The organism is Schnuerera sp., assembly GCF_035459645.1.
GTDB lineage: Bacteria > Bacillota > Clostridia > Tissierellales > Tepidimicrobiaceae > Schnuerera.
Genome location: NZ_DATHXO010000368.1, coordinates 1 through 2356, shown reverse-complemented (window position 1 = coordinate 2356; position 2356 = coordinate 1). Strand labels below are relative to the sequence as shown.

The window sequence follows — 2356 nt, the reverse complement described above, 5'->3', positions numbered from 1 at the left end:
AAAGGATCACTACATCTTTTCCATGTTCAACTAATCTTTTAGCCCTTTCAAGAACTATCTCAGCTACTTTAGTATGATGATTTGGTAGTTCGTCAAAGGTTGAATAAACTACATCTCCGTCTACAGATCTTTTCATATCTGTAACTTCCTCCGGTCTTTCATCTATTAAAAGAACTATAATTTCTATTTCAGGGTGATTTTTAGAAATGGCATTAGCAACAGACTTTAGAAGTGTTGTTTTACCAGCCTTTGGTGGAGAAACAATCATGCCTCTCTGTCCTTTTCCAATTGGAGCAATTAAATCGATGATTCTGGTTGAAAGATTATTCGGAGCAGTTTCCATAGCAATTCTTTTCCTTGGATATATTGGGGTTAAGCTATCAAAATCTGGCCTTTTTAGACAAGTTTCTGGTTTTAGGCCATTAACACTTTTTACATAGAGAAGTGCTTTATACTTTTCTCCTGATTTTGCTGGTCTTGTAATACCGAATACTTTATCTCCAGTTTTAAGTCTAAATCTTCTGATTTGGGAAGGGGAAACATAAATATCATTATCTCCCGATAAGTAGTTGTCCGATCTTAAAAAGCCATATCCATCTTGGTGAGTCTCTAATATTCCTTCGGCGCCATTAATATTTTCCATCTGCTCTAATTCTTCTGTAACTTTTTCAGGCAATTCCTCCATATCAATATCATTAATGTTTATTGTCTCTGTTGACTTTTTCTCAGGTTCTTCCTTTTCTTCTTTTGCTGTCTCTTTTAAAATCATGTCTATTAATTCATTTTTTCTATATTTAGTAATGCTTTTAAGACCCAAGGTTTTAGCTATAACCCTAAGATCCTCCAACTTTTTTTCACGTAATATACTAGAATTCAAAAAAACTACACCTCCATAATATTTAAAAAGCTACCGCTTAGATTAAAGCCTATGATTTCCATAGCGGGCTTATGTTGTTTAAAGATAACTGATTTCTGTTAATTATATTTTGGAATAACCTCAAGAAATGCCAGACAGATGAGTATTATTAGGATAATAATATCATTATAATATTTATAAGTCAAATCTAATTATTTTGCATATTCAGGTTTTTTATCTAACCTATGTATAGCTTCTATAAACCTTATGGTACCTGTTTCCGCTCTCATTACTACTGAATAGGTTTTAGCTGTGTTGTTTTCATAGTATACAACACCTTTTAAAAGCTCCCCATTAGAGATACCCGTTGCTGAAAAAATTATCTCATTCCCCTTTGCTAGGTCATCTATGGTAAGTAACCCATTCACATTGGGTAATCCCATTTCTTTACATCTTAATATCTCCTCTTCTTTTACAGGATAAAGACGTCCTTGAATTTCTCCACCTAAACATTTTAAAGCTGCCGCTGCAAGAACTCCTTCTGGTGCTCCACCAATACCCATTAAAATATCTACTCCAGAATCTTCAAAGCAAGTAGCTATAGCTGCAGCCACATCTCCATCTTGGAAAAGTTTAATTCTAGCTCCAGCTTTTCTAACTTTTTCAACTAATTCCCTATGCCTTGGTCTGTCTAACATAGTTACCGTTATATCTGAAATATCTTTATTTAAAGCCTTAGATAGGTTTTCTAAATTTTCTTCTACAGTCCCATCTAAAGATACCTTTCCCGCTGCCTTTGGTCCTACAGCAATTTTATTCATGTACATATCCGGTGCATGTAATAAACATCCTCTTGGAGCTACAGCTACTACTGATATAGCGTTGGATAATCCTTTAGCAACAGCAGTAGTTCCATCTAGTGGATCTACTGCTATATCTAATTTTATAGAATCCTTAGTTGCCTTTCCTATCTGTTCCCCTATATAAAGCATAGGTGCTTCATCCATTTCACCTTCTCCTATTACCACTATTCCATCAATAGTTAGAGTATCAAACATCTTCCTCATACCATTTACCGCTGCTTCATCTGCCTTATTTTTATCTCCTCTACCTAAATGTCGTGCTGATTGCAATGCAGCAGCCTCCGTTACTCTAACCAAATTCAAAGCTAAATTTCTATCCATAGACAAGCCCCCCTAAGATTTCCTTTTCTCTATATAGTATATACTTTTTCTAAATTTTATGTCAAATAGTATATACTACATGTTTTAACTATGTTTCTTAAGTAATTCTTTTAATATATTATTTTTATTTAATCTATGACGCGCTTCAACAAATCTAATAGTTCCTGTTTTAGATCTCATAACTACTGAATGAGTCTTGGCTAAATTATCTCCATAGTAAACTACTCCTTTTAATAGATCTCCATCAGAAATACCAGTAGCAGCAAAGAAAATATCATTTCCTCCAGCCAAATCATCTATTGTAAGAACCTGTCCT

General features: G+C 34.1%; 3 protein-coding genes. All 3 read right to left on the bottom strand.

Annotation, left to right across the window (positions count from 1 at the left end; genetic code table 11):
• On the bottom strand, positions 1–877 hold an 877-nt coding region (gene rho / locus VK998_RS08625; protein WP_325227662.1), incomplete at its 3' end, for a transcription termination factor Rho.
• Positions 878–1068: 191 nt separating this feature from the next.
• Positions 1069–2040 carry a class II fructose-bisphosphatase gene (glpX, locus tag VK998_RS08620; protein ID WP_325227660.1) on the bottom strand — a complete coding sequence of 324 codons (972 nt, stop codon included), beginning with the start codon at positions 2038–2040 and terminating at the stop codon, positions 1069–1071.
• An 84-nt stretch (positions 2041–2124) separates the two neighbouring features.
• A partial coding sequence (locus VK998_RS08615; RefSeq protein WP_325227657.1) for a fructose-bisphosphatase class II occupies positions 2125–2356 on the bottom strand: 232 nt, incomplete at its 5' end.

Excerpts from the sequence above, each read along its gene's own strand:
- glpX (WP_325227660.1), bottom strand. The coding sequence starts at position 2,040 with ATGGATAGAAATTTAGCTTTGAATTTGGTTAGAGTAACGGAGGCTGCT.